Origin of the sequence: Prosthecobacter sp., from assembly GCF_014879935.1 — a bacterium.
GTDB lineage: Bacteria > Verrucomicrobiota > Verrucomicrobiia > Verrucomicrobiales > Verrucomicrobiaceae > Prosthecobacter.
Window position 1 is genome coordinate 18,160 of record NZ_JACSRD010000108.1, and the last position, 18,879, is coordinate 37,038.

Consider the following 18,879-nt stretch of genomic DNA (forward strand, 5'->3'; position numbering starts at 1 on the left):
CACGCAAGCGCGTGCCGGATTTGACCTGCGATGTGCGGATTTTGGCAAAGACGACCGCGCACGGCGTTTGCGGCGGCATTGTTGTAACCAGGGTGCAACTTACCCCGTTTTTTGGCCATGAATTTCCTCCGCCAGCCTCTCACGCTCCTGATTGTCGGCGCATGCGGTGCCGCATTGCACGCTGCCGAGCCTGCGGCACCCGTCGTTCCAGCCACCAAGGCCACCGATGGGAAGACCATCTTCCAGACCGTCTGCGCCCAGTGCCACGGGGGCAATGGCGAGGGAAAAATGGAGCTGAAGTCGCCCTCCATCGCCGGCATGCCCTCCTGGTATGTCACCACACAGTTCACGAATTTCCGTGAAGGCCGCCGCGGGCACGACGCCGCCGATCCGCAGTCCTTCATGATGGCTGCGATCGCGAAGGGATTGCAGCCCGAACAGATCAAGGCCGTGATCGCCCATGTCGAAAAGATGCCGGTGGTCGTCCCGGCGGGCAAAGACCGGGAGATGGCCGACACCAACCCCACCGAAGGCATGGAGCTGTTCCACGAGCGCTGCATGGAGTGCCATCGCTACAACGCCAGTGGTGAGATGGCCTTCGGCAGCCCGCCTCTGATCGGCCGTCAGGGCTGGTATCTCGAGGAGCAGCTCAAAAAGTTCAAATCAGGCCGCCGTGGCACCATCAAGAACGACGTCAACGGCGCCAAGATGGTGCAAATGACCACGCTCTTCATCGAGGACGAGCAGATGCTCCGCAACGTGGTGGCCTACATCATGACGCTGAACCCGGAGCCTGAACCCGCGAAGGAACCGGCCAAGCAGCCGGTCGAAGGCAGCCCGTTCAAGGACGTGAAAACGGCGGAGCGCTGAGTCGAAGGAACTTCACGAGTTCCGAACCACACGGAACCCGACGTGGGGAGACTGGACGGACACTGGAAGATCAAAGCGGCTGGCACAGCGGGCGTCCGGGGCGTCATGCCTCCAGCTCCCGCCGCGCACCACACTGGTCGCGCCTGATTCAGGACCACGGGGATCTTTGACAGCAGGCAGGGCGAGGGCGTCGGCACCTGAGGCCGCCGTGTTCAATTCCGCGATGCCGTAGTGCTTGTCATAGAAATCCCAGCACCACTCTGCCACGTTTCCCGCCAAGTCGTACAGCCCGAAGCCATTCGATTTGAAGCTGCCGACCGGAGCCGTGTGCGGCAACTGCCCCGAATAAGCCAGGGGCACCCCTCTTTGACTGCTTTTGTCATACGAAGCGGAGGCCTTGCTGCTGTAATTGGCATTCTGGTGGGTGATCTGATCACCCCACGGAAAACGCTTCCCTTCCAGACGCCCGCGTGCCGCCACTTCCCACTCCGCCTCCGTCGGCAGCCGGAAGCCATTGGAACCCCACTTCACACATGCGTTGGTCAGAGTCGCCTCTCCCGAGCGAAACACCGCCTTCTGGTTCCGGTCCTCATAGTAACAAGGCGTGAGCTTCTCCATTTCGCTCCGTGCGTTGCACCACTTCACTGCCTCCGCCCAGACCACCGCATATACGGGATGCCTGGCGTCCTTTCCCATCCCCGCCGGCAGATCATACCCATGATCGCGGCCCCAATTCCGGACCTTTTCCCACAGTTCCAAAGTCACCTCGTGACGCCCGATCAGGTAGGGGCTCAAGGTCACGCGATGAGGCAAAGCATCCCGCAGGCCATCGATTCCATCCCCCAGAACCACGGTGCCTCCGTTGATCAGAACCAGCTCTGATTCGACCACCGGCTTGGGCGGTGCCTTCGCCTTGGGCTTTGGCAGAGTCTTTTCGGCCAGACCGGGCGGAGGCGCGGCTTTTTTCGCCGACACATCCGCGATTGCTGTCGGACCGCCTTTCTTCGCCAGCTCAGGCGGTGGCACAGCATTCTTCCTGGCCTTCTTGTCTTTCGCGGCGGGAGGAGGCTTCGTGCCACTTTCAGCGGCGGAGGAACTGCTTGCCAACGGTGCAGCCGGAATTCGACTGGCCTCTGTCAACCGCGGCAGGAGTGGTTGGATCGTTGCGCCGGCAATTCTGAGTGGTGGCGCAGGAAAAGGCACCGGCAATGGGAACGCGGGAGATTTTTGGGCCGGCATGGCTGGTGAGGGAGGAACCAGGGCCTGCCGTGCCTCCAGTCTGGCCACGGTGGCCTTCAATGCCGCAAGCTCCGCCATGAGCGGCGTCTCGGGCCGTCGATCCATCGGCTTTGTCAGGGCCGACCACTGCATCGCCAATCCTGCACAAGCGGCAATCAACCCGCCGAGCGTCATGTGCAGCACCGGGCTCTGCGAACCCTGACGACGGTGTCGGTTCGCAAGTCTCCTCTTCGTCACCAATTCCAGGGAGTCCTGTTTGCTTGCAGTGGCCTCCCAGTCAAAGAGGTCACCATTGACGCCCTCGCCAGGCGGGCAGACGCGAACACTTTCCGGGGGCTGGGTCCTGACCGGCAGCCCCATGATGATCCTCAAGCGTTCCTCCACAGGGTTGGCACCTGGCCCGGAGGCCAACGGCTCACGCGGAACGACCGGCAGGCCCATGAGAGCCAGAAGCCTCGCCTCAACCTGTCCAGAATCGGGTGGCGGAGGTTGTGATGGCTCATCCGTCGTGTCCACGGACTGGTCGGCCGCAGGCTCCGGCGAAGTCACCCCTGCTTCACGTTGGTCGTTCACTTCGGCTTCGAGGTGCTTCACCGCAGCGTTCAATTCGGCCAGCAGCTTCTGCAGTCGGTCAATTTCCACACCCTGCCTGGCCATGCGCTGCACGCCTTCCTCCAACTGCCTGCACACCTCGTCCAACTGACGGCTCATGGCCGTTTGCAAACCCACGCCGGCATCGCCCTCCCCTTGCGTCTCTCCACTGGCGGACACGTTTCTTTTTCTTGGTTTGGGCCGCATCTCGGACATCGTGGCAAATCAGAAGATCACCGCCGATAGCACGGGCGATCCCCATGGGCAATTGCCAAGTCCCGCCCCATTTTCAGTCCGTTTGCCGTCACGCCTTCAATGCCTCGACGACATCGCCTTTGCTCAGCACCATGGGGCGGCCGATGGGGGTCATGATCTCCTTGCTGTAATCAATGCCGAAGAGGCTCTGCACAGTCGCGTGCAGATCTTCGACGAAGACCGGGTTCTCAGGCTCCTTCCTCTCACCCTCAGGGTCCGTGGCGCCAATCACGCGTCCGCCGGCAAATCCGCCGCCCGCCACGAGCATGCTGAAGCCGTGCGGCCAGTGGTCGCGACCGCCGACGTTGTTGATCTTCGGTGTGCGGCCGAATTCGCCGCCACAGAGCACGATCGTGCTCTCCAGCAGGCCGAGCTTCTTCAAATCGCGGATCAAAGAGGCATAGGCAGCGTCGAGGATCTTCACCTGGGAGGCCTGGCCTTCGAGATTGTTCGCATGCGTGTCCCAGCCGCTGAGCGTGACCTCGACACAACGCACTCCAGCCTGGATCAGGCGCACCGCCGCCAGACAGCCGCGTCCAAACGGGGTGTCGCCATACGCAGCGAGTTCCTTGGCGGGAACATCGCTCACGTTGAAGGCCTTCAACTGGTCGGAGGTCATCATCTTCCGCGCACGCTGCATGGAGATCTGATGCAGCGTCTTCTCCTCGTCGAGATTCGGCGACCGTCCCTGCGCAAAGACATTTTCGACCACGGACAGGCCCTCCAGGCGGCGATCCATCCGCTTTTCATCGACGCGTGCCTTCACATCCGGCACCTGCTGCTTGGGGTCATACATCTGAAAGGCATCGAATTGAGCGCCGAAGAAGCCGCCGCGTGCCGGCCACTGGTTCGGCAGGATGGAGACATGCGTGGGGATCTCGATCTTCGCCTCTGGCAGCTCATGGCAGACAATAGCGCCAATGCTCGGGTGAATGAGCGTGGGATCAGGCCGATAACCGGTCTTGATGTTGTAAAAGGCACGCTCGTGATCCCCTTCCTTGCTGACCATGGACCGGATCAGCGACACATCCTTCATCACGCTGGCCGTCTGCTCGAGGCCTGAGGCGAATTCGACGCCTTTGATCGCGGTCGGGATCGTTTTGACACCGCCGCCAATCTTCGTGGTCGGATGCGGATCGAAGGTGTCGAGCTGACTGGCCGCGCCTCCTAGCCAGAGCAGGATCACCGAGCGCGCTGGCTTTCCCGACGGAGCCTTTTCCGCCTCCACAGCCAGCAAATCGGCCAGCGGCGTGAGCCAGGAGAGCCCGGCGATGCCCGTGCCACGCAGGACCGAGCGACGGCTGAGGTGTGAGTGGCTTTGGCAAGGAGAGATGTTCATAAGTGGCGAATTCAGTGCCGAGTGGAGCGAAACAGACAGCCAAAGGCTGCCACAATGGGGTGGGCGCAGCGCTAATGGTTCCAGGAAAACTCGGTGGCGTTCATGAGCGTCCAGTAGAGGTCGGCCATGGCGTTGCTTCGTGCGTTGGTGCTCTTCGCCTCCGCCAGCAGGCGGGTGAAATGATCGGACTCCGCCGCTGTCGGGCGGCGGGTGAAGATGGACAGGTAGGCGGCCTCCACGGCGATGCTGTTGTCCGGTGCGAGCATGCCGATGCGCGTGCCTGCGTTCACGAGCGGATTGCCGCGCGTGTTGTCGGTCACCATGTTGCCATTCATGAGCAGCAGCCGCTGTGGAATGGTGCCGCCTGCGTCCTCGAAGGTGTCCTCGCCGGAATCCCCGTAGCGTTTGACGAAGTTTGCCACGTCGATGTCACGCTTGATGCGGAAGAGCACATGCGTCTCCGCATCGATGGTGCTCAGCGACGCGGCCTGGATCACGCTGCCCGCCATCTGCTCGGGACGCAAACGCGTGACCGGGAACACCGCCCAGCACTTTTCCGCCTCCTCCGTCGTTGGATGTGCCGGATCAGCCGAGCGGCTCGACTGCTGGAAGACGCGGGTGGCCACAATGACGCGAATCAGCCGGTGCAGATCGAAGTCGTGGGCGATCAGGTCATCCGCCAGCGCCTCCATGCCGGGCGGAAACGGACCTTCGAGCGGAATGTCATCCACGGGCGAGATGAGCGGGCGGTTGAACAGCAGCGCCCAGACTCGGTTCACCAGCGTTCGGGCGAAGGGGCGATTGTCCTTCGCCGTGACCCAGTGCGCGAACCGGTCGCGCGGCGTGCCTTTCTCCGGCAGCAGTTCCGGCTTCCACGGCACCCTGGCGGGAACGACCTCCTCCTCCGTCCGGCCCAGGTAGCGGGTCTTGTATTTCAGCTTCGGATCGTCACGCAGGCCGTTCAGCTCAAACTTCGCCTGGCCGAAGTAGGCGGCAAGCTGGTGGAAATTCTCCTGCTTCCACGTGCTGCCGAGCTTGCCATCGTGGCACTGCACACAGTCCATCTGCACGCCGAGGAAGGCACGGCTCACACGCGCGGCCAGCTTCGCCTCGTCGAGGCTTTTGCCCATGTTCCTCGTGACACTGACAAAATTCACCGCCGGGTTGGTCGTCCAGACGCCGCTACAGTCGATCAACGCCCGCGCGATCCCATCGTAGGGGCGGTTCTCCCGGATCGCGTCGCTCAACCACTCCACCAGCCGTCGGCGGCGATAAAAGAGCAGCTGCCCCGTCTCAATGCCGACATACACACGCACCAGACGCTCGGCGAGGTAGTCACTCGTGCGCCGGTCCTTCAGCAGATGTGAAAGCCACCACTGCGGCACATCGTCTGACTTCACCGACTCCAGCACACGCACCTCCTGCAGGGACGGAATGCTGCCCGTCAGCGCCAGCGACAGACGGCGGGCAATGGTGAGATCATCGGCCCGCTCCGCTGGCGGCCAATGTTTCTGCGCCCAGTCCTTCGCAAACTCCGAATCCACTCCCGACGCGGCCTTCCGGACATCGGCCAGCCTTTGTTTCGACAATCCCAAGCCTTGCGCGGCCTGCACAACAGGCGGAGTCAGCAGCTCACCCACGCCCCAGGCCACTCCGACGGCCAGCGAACCCAGGATCACAGCATTTCGCAGCCAGATCAGCCAGCTTGGGGAGGTGCGGAAAGGGCTCATGACGGAAGGTCGCTCAGGACCGGACTTTAACACACGCTCCGACCTTCGGTTTCCTGGCGAAGTTTGCAACAAACGCCACAATGTTGGTATTCTAAGCCCCGAATGACCGCCGCACCGCCGCCGCTACCCCTCAAACCACCCTTTCCTGCTGAGCCGACAGATGCGCCAGCCATGGCATCGGACGTGGTGGTGGCTCCCGCGGAAAAAAAGGGATTTCTCCGCTCTGTCGCGTCCGTCCTCGACTGGATCTTTGGCTTCTTGGCCCTGCTCGCGCTCCTGGCGGTCTGCTCGGTCATTCCGGTGCTCAATTTTCTCAGCCTCGGCTACCTCCTGCACGTGAGCGGCACCATCGCACGCACGGGCCGCGTCCGGGATGGATTCGTCGGAGTTAGAAAAGCCTCTGTCATCGGCAGCATCGCCGCTGGTGCGTGGCTCGTCATCTGGCCCGCCCGGCTCGTCTCCGGCATGTGGCGGGATGCTGAGCTCATCGCGCCCGGCAGCAGTGTGGCAAAGGCCTGGCATGCAGGCTTGATCGCCGTCATCGCCATCGTGCTCGCCCACATCCTGTGGGCCTGCCTGCGCGGCGGGAAGATTCGTCACTTCCTCTGGCCGCAGCCGGTGCGTTTCATGCGCTGGCTGCGCTCGCCCGGAAAGTTCGGCAACCTGCAGCGCATCGCCACCGAGTACGTCGTTGCGTTGCGGCTGCCGTTCTATTTCTGGCTGGGTCTGCGCGGCTTTGCCGGGGCGTTGGTGTGGTTGATCGCCCCTGTCAGCGTGTTGTTGCTCGCCACGAAACTGCCGCAGGGCGCTTCGATCCTCGTCTCCCTGCTGGGCGGCATTTTGCTCCTGCTCGTGGCCATTCATCTGCCGTTTTTGCAGGCCCGTTTTGCCCAAACCGACCGTTTCAGCACGATCTTCGAGCTGCGTGAGGTGAGACGGCTGTTTTTGCGTGCGCCGCTCGCGTTCTGGCTCTCCCTGCTCGTCACATTGCTCTTCGCCGTGCCGCTCTACTTGCTGAAGATCGAACTCACGCCGCGTGAACTCGCCTGGGCGCCGAGCCTGCTCTTTGTCATGTTCATTTTCCCTGCCCGCCTGCTCACCGGCTGGGCCATGAGCCGCGCCACGCGTCACGAGCAGCCGCGTCACTGGTTCTGGCGCTGGACGGCCCGCCTCGGCATCGTCCCCGTCGGACTCGCTTACGTGATCGTCGTCTATGTCACGCCTTACCTTTCCTGGAACGGATCGCTCAGCCTGCTGGAGCAGCATGCCTTCCTCGTGCCCGCACCGCTGATGGCGCTTTGACAAAAGAAGCCCGGTCACGAGTTCCCGCTTGTTCGTCATTCGTCATTCGCCATTCGTCATTTTCTGATGCTCTGGCTCACCGAACACACGCTCCTCCCCGCTGACACCTGGATGCTTGTGCTCGCGTTGCTCGGGTCCATGTGCATCGGCATGTCGAAGGCGGGGCTGTCAGGCACCTCAACGCTGAACGTGGTGCTGATGGCGAAGATTTTCGGCGCGAAGGAATCCGTCGGCGTCATCCTGCCCATGCTCATCGCGGCGGACTTCATGGGCTACTTTCTGAACCGCAAAGGCGGCACCTGGCGACGCATCCTGCCAATCCTGCCGCCCGCCATCGTCGGCGTGATCGTGGGCTGGGTGCTGCTCGGCAAATTTGACAACGCCACGGCCCGCATCGTCATCGGTTGGATCATCATCGCGCTGCTGATCTTCAACTGGCTGCTCAACAAGCGTCGGCAGGATTTCCTCGCCCTCACCGAGCACCACGGTTTCACCTGGACCATGGGATTCCTCGCTGGTGTCGTCACCATGCTCGCGAACGCGGCCGGGCCGGTGATGACCGTTTACCTCCTCGCCCAGCACCTGGAGAAGAAGGAGCACCTCGGCGTCTTCAGCCGCTACTTCCTCTTTGTGAACCTCTTCAAGCTCCCGTTTAGCGCAGACCTGGGCATCATCAATCCGAAGTCGCTCATGACCAACCTCACGCTCATGCCCGGCGTCATTCTCGGCGTGTTCCTCGGCTGGTGGATCTTGAGAAAACTGCCGCAGAAGCTCTTCGAAAACGTCCTCTTCTGGCTCACCGCGTTCGCGGCCGTGTGGCTGATCCGCGGGTAAACCAGCCTGATTCGCCTCCTTCATGAAACCGATTCTCCTTAGCCTTTGCATCATCAGCAGCGCACTCGCCGCCGACTTCCCCGCGCTCTACAACAGCGAGCCCGGCAATCCGTCGCCGATGTCGCCGATGTCGCCGCAGGAGGCGTTGAAAGCGCTCAAGCTGCCGGAAGGCTTCAAGGCCACGCTCTTTGCCGCAGAGCCGGACGTGCAGAATCCCATCGCGATGTCCTGGGATGGCAAAGGCCGCATGTGGGTGGCGGAAAACTACACCTACGCCGAGCGCACGAAGCGCTTTGACCTCGGCTTGAAGGACCGCGTGATCATCTTGGAGGACAAAGACTGGGATGGCATCGCCGAGACACGCAAAGTGTTCACGGAAGACGTGCAGATGCTCACCGGCGTCGAGGTCGGTCGCGGTGGCGTGTGGCTCATGTGCCCGCCGCAGGTGCTTTTCATTCCGGATGCGAATGGCGACGACATTCCCGATGGCGAGCCGCAGGTGGTGATCGACGGCTTCACGGTGGCAAAGGACAACTACCACAACTTCGCCAACGGTCTGCGCTTCGCGCCCGATGACTGGCTCTACGGCCGCTGCGGCCACTCCTGCCCCGGCAAGCTCGGCATTCCCGGCACGCCCGAGGAGCAGCGCGTGCCGATGAAAGGCGGCATCTGGCGCTACCATCCCGAGAAAAAGATCGTCGAAGTGCTCACGCATGGCACCACGAACCCGTGGGGCCATGATTGGGATGCCAACGGCGAGATGTTCTTCATCAACACCGTCACCGGCCACCTCTGGCATCTCATCCACGGCGCGCATTTGATGGATTCGAGCACGCTGAATCCGCTTGTGTATGAAAAGCTCGACACCATCGCCGACCACTACCACTACGACCGCAGCGGCAAGTGGAGCGATTCCCGCGATGGTAAAGCGAACTCCTTCGGCGGCGGTCACGCACACATTGGCATGATGATTTATCAGGCTGATCAATGGCCCGAGGAGTATCGCAACAAGCTCTTCACGCTCAACATGCACGGTCGCCGCGCCAACGTGGAGCGCCTTGAGCGCAACGGCAGCGGCTACGTCGGCAAACACGAGCCTGATGTCTTCCTCAGCGACGATCCATGGTTCCGCGGCATCGAGATCAGAACCGGCCCCGACGGCAGCGGCTTCATCCTCGACTGGAGCGACACCGGCGAATGCCACGAATCCACCGGCGTGCATCGCACCTCCGGCCGCATCTTCCGCATCAGCTACGGCGAGCCGAAGAAGCCCGAAAAGCCCTTTGCCTGGCGCAAACCGTGGCCGAAGGCCGGTTTAAAAGCTGATGTGGAGCACATGCGAGTTCAAGCGATACGCGAGCACACTCAGTTCTGGCCAATAGACAGCATTACTGGACCACAAGCAGGTGCCAACTATCCCGATGCTGAAATCTCAGCATCCATGCCCGAACTGATTCTACACGCCAAAGAAGATGTTTCCGGTCTCGTCCGACTCACCCTCGCAAGCGTGCTTCAGCGACTTCCGCTCGACAAACGGCCTGCATTGGCCATTGCACTGCTTTCACACACCGAAGACGCCAATGACCCGTTTTTGTCGCACATGGTCTGGTATGGCATTTCGCCGCTGAAGGCCGATGCGCTGCTCGAAATCGCCAAAGCATGCTCCTGGCCCAAAGTGACGCGTTGGATCGCCCGCAAGCTCGCGACGGAGCCGGAGGCACTGAATGCACTTCTCGCCATCAACAGCTCCGACGACGTGCTCGAAGGCATGGCCGAGGCCTTCAAAGGCATCCGCAAGGCTCCCAAGCCGACGAATTGGGACAAAGTCGTCGCTAGCTCGAAATCACTGCATCTTCGCGACCTGAGCATCCTCTTCGGCGATGGCCGTGCGCTTGATGACGTGAAGAAGATCGCGATGGATGACCAAGCGGACATCGCCGCCCGCGAGTCGGCTCTCAAAACGCTCATCGAAGCCTGTCCGGACGATCTGCGGGAGCTTTGCACGAAGCTCATCGACGTTCGCGGCCTCAACACCACCGCTGCACGAGGTCTAGCGTTGTTTGATGATCCTGAGATCGGTAAGCAACTCGCGAAGAGCTACCGCAAGTTTGCCACGAGCATCATGGACACGCTCGTCGCGCGTCCGGCCTTTGCGAAGGCGATGCTAGCCGAAATGGCCGCCGGGCGCATTCCGCGCACCGAATTGAGCGCTTTCCACGCGCGCCAGATCCGCGCTTTCAATGACGAGGCGCTTTCGAAGCTGCTCATCGAAGCCTGGGGCGAGTTGCGCGAGTCTGCGGCGGACAAAAAACAGCTCATCGAGAAGCTGAAGGCCGATTTGAAGCCCGAAGTGCTCAAGCAAGCCAATCTCAGCAACGGCCGCATGCTCTTCACCGCCGTCTGCGGAGCTTGTCACATGATGTATGGCCAAGGCGGCAAGATCGGGCCCGATTTGACCGGCAGCGGTCGTGCGAGCCTCGATTACTTGCTCGAAAACATCGCCGATCCGAGCGGCGTCGTGAGCGCGGACTACCGCATGAGCATCCTCACCCTCAAAGACGGCCGCCAGCTCAGCGGCGTGATCGCGGAAAAAAGCGACCGGACGCTGTCGCTGCGCACCTTGACCGAAACCTTGACCCTCGACCGGTCGGAGATCACCAAAACCGACACCTCGCCTCTCTCCATGATGCCCGAGGGGCTCCTGCTGGCCTTCCCGCCCGACCCAGTGCGCGATTTGATCGCCTACCTCATGCATCCGGTGCAGGTGAAGCTGCCGGACACAAAACCGTGACGGATACCTCCCAAATGTGGGATAGGCGATAAAGGAATCTCCATTTGGCACGCGGCTTCGTCCCTGCTGTATTTTAAACCATGTCTCAAGGACCCCTCCTCATCACCGGCGGAGCCGGCTACATCGGCTCCCACACCGTCCGTCACCTGCTGGACCAGCACGAGCGCGTCATCGTGCTCGACAATCTCGTCTTCGGCCATCGGGATGCGCTGCCGATGGATCGCGTGACTTTCATCGAAGGCGAGATGGCGGATGCGGTTCTCATTGAAAAGCTTTTCAGTGAACACAAACCGGAGGCGGTGCTTCATTTCGCGGCATTTGCCTATGTCGGCGAATCCGTCACCGACCCGCTCAAGTACTACCGCAACAACCTCGCCGCCCCTCTCACCCTGCTCGAAGCCATGCAACGGCACGGCTGCAAGCGTTTCATCTTCTCCTCAACCTGCGCCACCTATGGCGATCCGGTCCGCATTCCGATCGACGAGACGCATCCGCAGGCACCGGTGAACCCCTACGGAGCGTCGAAGTGGATGCTGGAACGCGTGCTGCGCGATTGCGAGCGTGCCTGGGGCCTGAAATCGGTCTTCCTGCGCTACTTCAACGCCTCCGGCTGCCACCCGAGCGGCGAGATCGGCGAGGATCACAACCCCGAGACCCACCTGATTCCGCTTGTCCTGCAGGCCGCCACAGGCCACCGGCCGCACATCACTGTCTTCGGCACGGATTACCCCACGCCGGACGGCACCTGCATCCGCGACTACATTCACGTGTGTGATCTCGCCAGCGCCCACGCCCTCGCCTTGAAATATCTCCGCGAAGGCGGCGACACCATCGCGATCAATCTAGGGACCGGAAGAGGCTTCAGTGTGAAGGAAATCATCGCCACTGCCGAGTCGGTCACGGGCAAAACGATCCCAATCGTGTATGGCGAGCGTCGCGCGGGTGATCCTTCCGAACTCGTCGCTGACCCTGCTCTCGCGGCCAAGGTCATTGGCTGGAAAGCCGCTCACCTCGATCCTCGCGAACACATTGAGAGCGCCTGGAAATGGATGAACGGGCCGCAAGGCGGACGATATGCGAATTGAACGCATGCCGTCCGAGTTTGTCACAGCATGTCCCTGCTTTAACCGCTCGATCTCATGACACCCTTCATTCTCCGGCTTGTCTGCCTGCTTGCATTCGCTGCGGGCTCGCTGGCTCATGCTGTGGAACTGATCGGAAAGCCTGAGGTGATGCCGGCAGCCAGCAGCGCCGTCATTCAATGGCGCACCGACGTGGACTGCGGCACACGCCTTCAGTATGGGCTGAGCCCGACAACACTCGATCGCAAGACCGAAGGCGCTGTCAGCAGCAATCATGAGGTGACGCTTCAGGGGCTGACCCCGGGGACCACCTACTATTACAGCATTGGCAGTGCCCGCACCCGGCTGGCAGGTGGCAGTTTCATCACCCCGGCAGAGGCCACGCAACCCTCGTTGGTGCGGCGCGTGCTGGATGCGATCGTTCCGGAGAAGCAAGCCGGGACGGTCGCCGCTAAAGCCAAAGCGCCTCCCGCACGTGAGACCTGGGGAAACATCACCACACTGCAAGATCACTTTGAACGCCACGGCGGAGACTTTGGTAGCAAATCGGCGGATGACTATGCGGCGGAGGCCTGGTTTTTCCTCCAACGTGCCCGGAGTGACAGTCTGCCGATGAAACTCGATGCGACCGATGGCACTTTGCGCGTCTTCGATCCCAAGACTGGAGCCTTTGCCGCCTACACCGGCTCAGGCAGGACCAAGACCTTCTTCAAACCCGACAGCCCGACCTACTGGCAGCGCCAGCCCGGACGTGCCGTGAAACCCTCTGAGTTGCGCTTCATGACCCGCTGAAGCCAGACGCCAGCAAACCTTCCCCCAACCACCCAACCATGAAAAATACCTCCAACCTTTGCCCCGTGTGCGGTTACGACCAGCTCGCGGAACCGCCGCGCAATCGCACCGGCGGAGCATCGATGGAAATCTGCGCCTGCTGCGGTTTCCAGTTCGGTGTGACTGACGATGACCAGGGAGTCAGTTATGATGAACATCGCCAGCGGTGGATCGCCGAAGGCATGCCCTGGACCAGCCATGGCAAAAAAGCTCCGAAAGGATGGAATCCCCAGACCCAGCTCGCCAATCTGGCCCTCAACGCCACTTTGAAACGCGTCAAAGGCCGGCCGCCGCGAATCTTTATGCAGACGGCTTCGGCGTGACCTCACGCCGCTCCTTTTAACAAGCTCTTCGCATGCTCCCGCGCACTCGCGGCGCTGCCGCCGAGCATGCGGGCGAGTTCTTCCACGCGCTCATCACCCGCCACCTCGGCGATTTGGGATTTCGTGTGGCCGCCTTTGATCTCCTTGGTCACGACGAAGTGGCTCTTCGCCAGCGAGGCCACCTGCGGGAAGTGCGTGATGGCGATCACCTGATGCGTGGCACCCAGCGCGGCCATCTTGCGGCCCACCGCCTCGGCGATGTTGCCGCCGACGTTCGCGTCAATCTCATCAAACACGAGCAGCGGCACCGCGTCCTGCTTTGCGAGGGCGCTTTTCACCGCCAGCAGCACGCGTGACATTTCTCCGCTCGATGCGGTCATGCGCAGTGGCTTGGATGGCTCGCCCGGATTCGGCGCAAAATGGAAATCGACCTCCTCCAGACCGCTTTTGGCCGGTTCCGAGAGGTTCGTGAGCTGCGCGGCAAAAACACTCTGTTTGAAACCGAGATCGGCCAGATGGCTCGCGACCTCCTTCGCAAGCTTCGGAGCAGCATCCGCACGCTTTTTCGAGATTTGCTTCCCGAGCTTCAAAACCTCCGCCTCACGCTCTTTGACGAGCTTTTGTAGCTTCGCGATCTCCTCGCCGCGATTTTCGATGCGGCTCAGCTTGCGCTCCGTCTCGGCCAGGAACTCCAAAATCTCGCCAATCGTGCGGCCATACTTCCGCTTCAGTTTTTGAATCGTGTCGATACGGCTTTCCAGCCGCACGAGCTCCGCCGGATCGATCTCCAGCTCCTCCGCGTAGTCCGCTACGCTGCTCTCCAGCTCCGTCAGCTCGATCTGCGCGGATTTGAAGCCTTCAAACATCTTCGCCGTGCCCGGATCGATCTTCTCCAGCTCATGGATGCTGCGGCTGATCTCGCGCAAACCATCGATCACACTACCTTCACCATCGCTCAGACGGCTCGTGATGGCACCGCATAGCTCGGCAAGGCGTGCGCCATTCGCCGCGATGCGATGCTTCGACTCGATCTCCTCCTCTTCGCCCGCTTTCAGGTCGGCGGAGGCGATCTCATTCGCCTGAAACTTCAGCATGTCGATCTGCTGGCTGCTGGCTCGTTCGGAATTCTCCAGTTCGTCGAGCTCTGTCGCCGTCGCCCGCCATTCCTTCCAGGCCGCCTCATACTTCGCGAGCTGCTCCTCGATGCCGGCAAACTTGTCCAGCATGTCCATCTGCCGCTCACGGGAGTTCAGCGATTGATGATCATGCGGCCCATGAAGATCCACAAGGAACTCGCCGAGGCTTTTCAGCACCTGAATCGTCACCGGCGAGCAATTCACAAACTGCTTGTTCGCCCCGCTGGCGCTGATGGTGCGCTTCACGATCAACTCGCCATCCTGGCAAGGCTCCAGCCCGGCCTCTTCGAGCACCGCATCCACGGCCTTCGCATCCTTCAGATGAAAACTCGCCTCCACCGTGCAGGCATCCTGCCCCGTGCGGATGAGTGAGCGGTCCGCCCGCTCGCCGAGGATGAGCTTCAAAGCCCCCACGATGATCGACTTCCCCGCCCCGGTCTCGCCTGTCACACCCACCAGCCCCGCCGCGAGTTCCCACGTCACGTCTTCGACGAGAGCGAGATTGCGGATTTTGAGGACAGAAAGCATGCGGCGGCGGTTTGGAGGTCCGCGAAGATGGGAAGTCCGCGACGCATTTCAAGACGGCGCGTCAGTTTCCTGCAAACAGCGGCCGGAAACCCGCCTGCTCGAAGTGGTGATCCCCCGTCCGCGCCTCCGTGATCTCTTGATCCTGCATCACCACAAACGAGATGCAGTCCGTGAGCGACCAATGCTTGTCCGATCTGGAGGCATAAAGTTTCAGTCCCCGCAGATAGAGGCTGCCGCTCGACTGAATCACGGTGAAGAAAGGGTCCGTTTCAATGCTTTGCAGGAGTGCGGCCGCACATTGCCTCACAGGAGTACCGCCGAGGGCGTTGGCTAGCCACTCGCTGGCCTTGCCGCGAGCAGGAGCAGGTTCTTCGACCCGGCTCACCTGCACGACAAACGAAGAGTCCAGCACGGCGAGCACATGCAACGTGTCGCCCTCGTGAACATCGAGCCCGAGCAAGCGCTCGGCTGGAATGCGTTGGGTGAAGGTCATGCGTCGAGTTTATAGGCTCGCTCGTGGGCAGGCAAGGGCGCAATTTGATCACGCCGATCATCACCCACGACGCAGCAACGCCACAATCTCGCGGCGCTTCGGGGCGGAGGGCTGGGCACCGAGGCGGGTGATGCTGAGGGCGGCGGCGGCGTTGGCGAAGCGGATGGCTTCGGGGAGCGGGTGGTTTTCGCCGAGGGCGACGGCGAGGGCACCGTTGAAGGTGTCGCCGGCGGCGGTGGTATCGACGGGCTGGACGGGGAAGGACGGGATGAGGAGTCGTGTGCCGTCGTCCATGGCGAGGAAGGCTCCGCGGGCACCGAGCGTGATGATGACATGGCGCACGCCGGACTTTTGCAGCGCGTTCGCGGCGCGGTGGCAGTCTTTTTCACTGCGAACGCGGATGCCGGTGAGGGTTTCGGCCTCGGTTTCGTTCGGTGTGATGATGGTGAGCTGGCGAAGCAACTCCGCAGGCAGTGGCTGAGCAGGCGCGGGATTCAAAATGACGCGCACACCGGCTTTCGCGGCGATCTCGGCGGCGGCCTGGATGGTGGGCAGCGGCGTCTCGAGCTGCATGAGCAGTGTGTGCGCTCCGCGAATGACTTTCGCGGCCTTCCGCACATGTGCGGGCGTGAGGCGTTGATTCGCGCCACCGGCCACGGCGATGCTGTTTTCGCCATTTTCATCAACGAGGATGAGGGCGACGCCGGAAGCGGCTTTGGCATCGCGGGTGACATGCGTGATGTCGATGCCTTCGCTGCGCCAACTCGCGAGGGATTGATCGCCGAATGCATCGCTGCCGATGCGGGCAATGAAACTCACGCTGCCGCCGGCGCGTCTCGCGGCCACGGCTTGATTCGCGCCTTTGCCGCCAGCGGCGGTGATGAACTCGCCGCCGAGCACGGTTTCACCGGGACGCGGCAGGGTGCGTGTGCGCACGATCATGTCGGTATTCGAGCTGCCAAGGACGACGAGGGATGAGACGGGCATGAGACGATGCGGGGTTTAGTTTTTCGAGGCGATGAGGATGGCGAGGCCGATGAGGTAAAAGACGAACATCGCGCCGAGCAGCCTGCTGGTGCCGGACGGAGCGGCTTTGAACTCCTTCCACACAAACACGCCCCACAGCGCCCCGACCATCGTCGCGCCCTGGCCGAGTCCATACGAGAGCGCGGCACCAGCCTTCGTGCTGGCGATGATGCTGAAGGCCATGCCGAGATTCCAGATCATGCCGCCCAGCACGCCGATGAGATGCAGGCGCGGTGAGCCCTTGGTAAAATAGTCAGCAAAGCTCACGCGTGCGCCGGTGAAGGGCCGCCACATGGCGAAGGTATTCCACGCGAAGCTGGAGAGCAGCACGCCGCTGCTGAAGAGCACGATGGCGGTGTAAGGGCTGAGTTTGCCTGGCTCCAGCGCCCGCGTGGTCGCATCGATGCCGCTCATGGCCTGCGCGACGTATTTGTAAAAGAAGCCCATGAGCAAACCGGCGACGATGGCGAGCACGATGCCTTTCATCGGCGCGGTGCCGCTGTGCGAGAGGCGTTTGTAAGCGAGCGCATCAAGCACGATGGCGATCGCGATGGCGGCGACGCCCGCGCCGAGCATGAGCGGGTTGCCTTCGCCCGTGCTGAGGTAGGTGGTGACCACGCCGAGCACGAGTGCAAGCCCCACGCCGACGGGAAACGCGACGGCCATGCCTGCGATGTCGATGGCGGCGACGAGGAGGATGTTGGAGAGATTGAAAATCACGCCGCCGAGGAAGGCGGAGCCGAGATGCCGTGTCTCCGCCTGCTGGAGATCGGCCACGAAGCCGCGACCGCCCTCGCCATGACTGCCGAGCGTGAAGGCGAGCAGCAACGAGAGCAGCAGCACGCCGAGGCAGTAGTCCCAGTAGAAGAGCTGAAAGGGCCACTGCTTGCCCGTGAGCTTTTGCGTGTTCGCCCACGAGCCCCAGCAGATCATCGTGATGATGCAGAGGGCGATGGCGAGGGGATAGGATTCGACGATGAACATGGCGGTGCGTGTCTTTTGTGATCAGGGCTTCAGCAGCTCCGCGAGGTCGTAGCTGGAGATTTCGATGTCTTCCTTGTTCACCGAGTAGATGACGTGGAGGCGGCCGCCGCGCTCCATGGCGTCGGCGTATTGGAAGCTGCGGTCCACTTTCGCCTTGCCGGGATAGCGACGCGCGGGCGAGTCGCGGCGGAGGATTTTGGGGTCCGAGAAGGTCCAGCCATCGCGGCTGAAGCTGATGGTGAGCGGGTCGCGCAAGCCGCTGGTCTTCGGGTTGTTGATGAGGAAGAAGGTGCCGTCCTTGAGGCGGCCCGCGAAGTTCTTGCTGACGGCATCGGGGTAGTTCGTCTTCACCGGCAGCGTCCAGGTGTCGCCGTGGTCAAAGCTGAGCGAGTGGTAGAGGCGCTTCGTCTTGCCTTGGTCGCGAATGATGAGATGCAGCGTGCCCTCGGCATCGGCAAAGGCGGACGTTTCGCTGAGGCGATAGTCAGGCGGGAAGTTCGGATGCTTCTTCACCTCCCACTGGCCGTATTGCGGCAAAGAACGCGCGGTGAAGAAGTGCGCGGCGTCATTCCGCCACACGAAGAAGTCGCGGCCCTGCACTTTCAGCGGCGGGTAATAGACCATGCAGTTGTCGGCGAAGATGGATTCGTCCTTCCAGCCATCGGCGGTCCACTTCAGACGCACGAGTTTCGCATTCGCCCAGATTTTGCCATCGCGGTCGCCTTCATTCAGACAGCCCAGCGCGTAGAGCGTGCCGCCCTCGACATACAAACCGGACGCGAGCCAGCGCTGCGGTCCATTTTCGCCATCCGGGTCGCCTGCGACGACGCTCGGCAAGCTCCATGTGATGCCATCGACACTCGTGGCGTAGCGGATGAACTGGCTGCTGCTGTCCTCATCCACCCGACCCGATGACCAAATGGCCCAGAACTTCCCCGCATGATGCGCGATGAACGAATGCAGATTGAACTGCCACTGCCCCTCCTCCGCACGAAGCACCGTCGCCGTGCGTGCTGGCACGACAGGCAACGAATCGGGAGTCGCGAGCAACACGTCGTCTGCGAGCAACTTCGCCGGATCACGCGTTTCACCCTTCGGCAGCTCCGCCCATGGCGTGGAGCCTTTCAGCAACTCGGCTCGGATCTTCGCTTTGAGTGCCTTGGCCTCGTCTTGAGCCCCAGAAACGACGAAATCGCCTTTCGGAGCCAGTTTGGCCTTCAGCGCCGTTTTCAGCTCCGCACTCGTTTCGCCGCCCGAAAGCCAAATCGCATGCCATTCACGCTTCGGCAGCGTTTCGAGGTCCGTAGCGGTCATTTCGCCGCTCGATTTGGCCTGATGAATCGTCGCGATGTCTCGCAACTCATCCTGCACGGCCTTCGCGTGCTCGCTTTCGCCAACCAGCAGCACCGCCGCGCGATTCGGCCGCGATCTGTCATCGGGCAGCAAAGCCTTGAGCGAAACCTCCGCGGGTGCGGTGGTGAAGGTGAGGAGTATTAGAGCGAGAATCGTTTTCATGGGAGAGCAG

The 18,879-nt window shown here is 61.9% G+C and carries 15 protein-coding genes; 7 read left to right on the plus strand and 8 right to left on the minus strand.

Annotated elements, in window-relative coordinates; all coding sequences use genetic code 11:
* The first annotated feature begins 117 nt into the window (after positions 1-117).
* Positions 118-870, plus strand: a complete 753-nt coding sequence (locus tag IAE77_RS07180) for a c-type cytochrome (protein WP_294223954.1) — start codon at positions 118-120, stop codon at positions 868-870.
* Positions 871-882: 12 nt separating this feature from the next.
* On the opposite strand, the gene IAE77_RS07185 is transcribed toward IAE77_RS07180, so the two are convergent.
* The 3 genes from IAE77_RS07185 to IAE77_RS07195 form a co-directional block, all read right to left on the minus strand.
* Positions 883-2,820 (minus strand): SUMF1/EgtB/PvdO family nonheme iron enzyme, encoded by a 1,938-nt coding sequence (locus IAE77_RS07185; protein ID WP_294223957.1) that lies wholly within the window; start codon positions 2,818-2,820, stop codon positions 883-885.
* 184 nt (positions 2,821-3,004) lie between these two features.
* Complete coding sequence (locus IAE77_RS07190) at positions 3,005-4,294, minus strand: DUF1501 domain-containing protein (protein WP_294223960.1); 1,290 nt, start codon at positions 4,292-4,294, stop codon at positions 3,005-3,007.
* A 71-nt stretch (positions 4,295-4,365) separates the two neighbouring features.
* On the minus strand, positions 4,366-6,024 hold the full coding sequence (locus IAE77_RS07195; protein WP_294223963.1) for a DUF1553 domain-containing protein: 1,659 nt from the start codon (positions 6,022-6,024) through the stop codon (positions 4,366-4,368).
* Between the two features lie 171 nt (positions 6,025-6,195).
* On the opposite strand from IAE77_RS07195, the gene IAE77_RS07200 reads away from it, so the two are divergent.
* From IAE77_RS07200 to IAE77_RS07225, 6 genes are all read left to right on the plus strand, one after another.
* On the plus strand, positions 6,196-7,326 hold the full coding sequence (locus IAE77_RS07200) for a DUF4013 domain-containing protein (protein ID WP_294223966.1): 1,131 nt from the start codon (positions 6,196-6,198) through the stop codon (positions 7,324-7,326).
* A gap of 66 nt (positions 7,327-7,392) precedes the next feature.
* On the plus strand, positions 7,393-8,160 hold the full coding sequence (locus IAE77_RS07205) for a sulfite exporter TauE/SafE family protein (protein WP_294223969.1): 768 nt from the start codon (positions 7,393-7,395) through the stop codon (positions 8,158-8,160).
* 22 nt (positions 8,161-8,182) lie between these two features.
* Positions 8,183-10,951: a PVC-type heme-binding CxxCH protein gene (locus IAE77_RS07210; protein WP_294223971.1), complete on the plus strand. Its 2,769-nt coding sequence runs from the start codon at positions 8,183-8,185 to the stop codon at positions 10,949-10,951.
* 80 nt (positions 10,952-11,031) lie between these two features.
* Positions 11,032-12,036, plus strand: coding sequence for a UDP-glucose 4-epimerase GalE (gene galE, locus IAE77_RS07215; RefSeq protein ID WP_294223974.1), 1,005 nt, complete (start codon positions 11,032-11,034; stop codon positions 12,034-12,036).
* A gap of 54 nt (positions 12,037-12,090) precedes the next feature.
* Positions 12,091-12,825, plus strand: a complete 735-nt coding sequence (locus IAE77_RS07220; RefSeq protein WP_294223977.1) for a fibronectin type III domain-containing protein — start codon at positions 12,091-12,093, stop codon at positions 12,823-12,825.
* A gap of 38 nt (positions 12,826-12,863) precedes the next feature.
* Positions 12,864-13,187 carry a hypothetical protein gene (locus IAE77_RS07225; RefSeq protein WP_294223980.1) on the plus strand — a complete coding sequence of 108 codons (324 nt, stop codon included), beginning with the start codon at positions 12,864-12,866 and terminating at the stop codon, positions 13,185-13,187.
* Positions 13,188-13,189: 2 nt separating this feature from the next.
* On the opposite strand, the gene recN is transcribed toward IAE77_RS07225, so the two are convergent.
* From recN to IAE77_RS07250, 5 genes are all read right to left on the minus strand, one after another.
* On the minus strand, positions 13,190-14,851 hold the full coding sequence (gene recN / locus IAE77_RS07230; RefSeq protein ID WP_294223986.1) for a DNA repair protein RecN: 1,662 nt from the start codon (positions 14,849-14,851) through the stop codon (positions 13,190-13,192).
* Between the two features lie 61 nt (positions 14,852-14,912).
* The gene (locus IAE77_RS07235; RefSeq protein ID WP_294223989.1) at positions 14,913-15,344 is read right to left on the minus strand and encodes a hypothetical protein; all 432 of its coding nucleotides are present in this window, start codon (positions 15,342-15,344) and stop codon (positions 14,913-14,915) included.
* Positions 15,345-15,404: 60 nt separating this feature from the next.
* Positions 15,405-16,331, minus strand: coding sequence for a ribokinase (gene rbsK, locus IAE77_RS07240; protein WP_294223991.1), 927 nt, complete (start codon positions 16,329-16,331; stop codon positions 15,405-15,407).
* A 15-nt stretch (positions 16,332-16,346) separates the two neighbouring features.
* The gene (locus IAE77_RS07245) at positions 16,347-17,354 is read right to left on the minus strand and encodes a hypothetical protein (RefSeq protein ID WP_294223994.1); all 1,008 of its coding nucleotides are present in this window, start codon (positions 17,352-17,354) and stop codon (positions 16,347-16,349) included.
* Positions 17,355-17,375: 21 nt separating this feature from the next.
* Positions 17,376-18,869, minus strand: coding sequence for an exo-alpha-sialidase (locus IAE77_RS07250; protein ID WP_294223996.1), 1,494 nt, complete (start codon positions 18,867-18,869; stop codon positions 17,376-17,378).
* Between the last annotated feature and the right edge of the window lie 10 nt (positions 18,870-18,879).